Source organism: Sulfitobacter sp. HI0129, assembly GCF_001635395.1.
In the GTDB taxonomy this organism is placed as follows: domain Bacteria; phylum Pseudomonadota; class Alphaproteobacteria; order Rhodobacterales; family Rhodobacteraceae; genus Sulfitobacter.
This window is the reverse complement of sequence record NZ_LWGH01000193.1, coordinates 1-296: the sequence shown is the minus strand read 5'-3', so window position 1 is coordinate 296 and position 296 is coordinate 1. Positions and strand designations below refer to the sequence as shown.

General features: G+C 60.8%; 1 protein-coding gene. It reads right to left on the bottom strand.

The genetic code is table 11. The features are described 5' to 3' along the window. Positions 1-296 (bottom strand): alpha/beta fold hydrolase (locus A3764_RS01975; protein WP_150122055.1); only part of this gene is annotated, 296 nt, incomplete at both ends.

Sequence of the window (296 nt, the reverse complement as noted above, 5' to 3'; positions counted from 1 at the left end):
CGGCGTGCATCAACCAGTCGCCCAATAGGGGACTGCTGCGAATGATGTTGATCATCCGCCCCGCCGGAACCCGCATTCCGGCAGGTGCGAGCAGTACCAGTTGCTGTATGCGGCCCGGATGTTCGGCGGCGAAGGACGTGGCGATAGCACCGCCCATCGAATAGCCGATGAGGGTGATATCGTCCCCCACGCCCACATGATCCAGCAATTCCCTCAATTGCCGGTGAAAGAACTGTGCGTCCTGCCTCGTTCGGGGGCGATCGGAATAGCCGCGCCCATAGAGGTCATAGACCAAG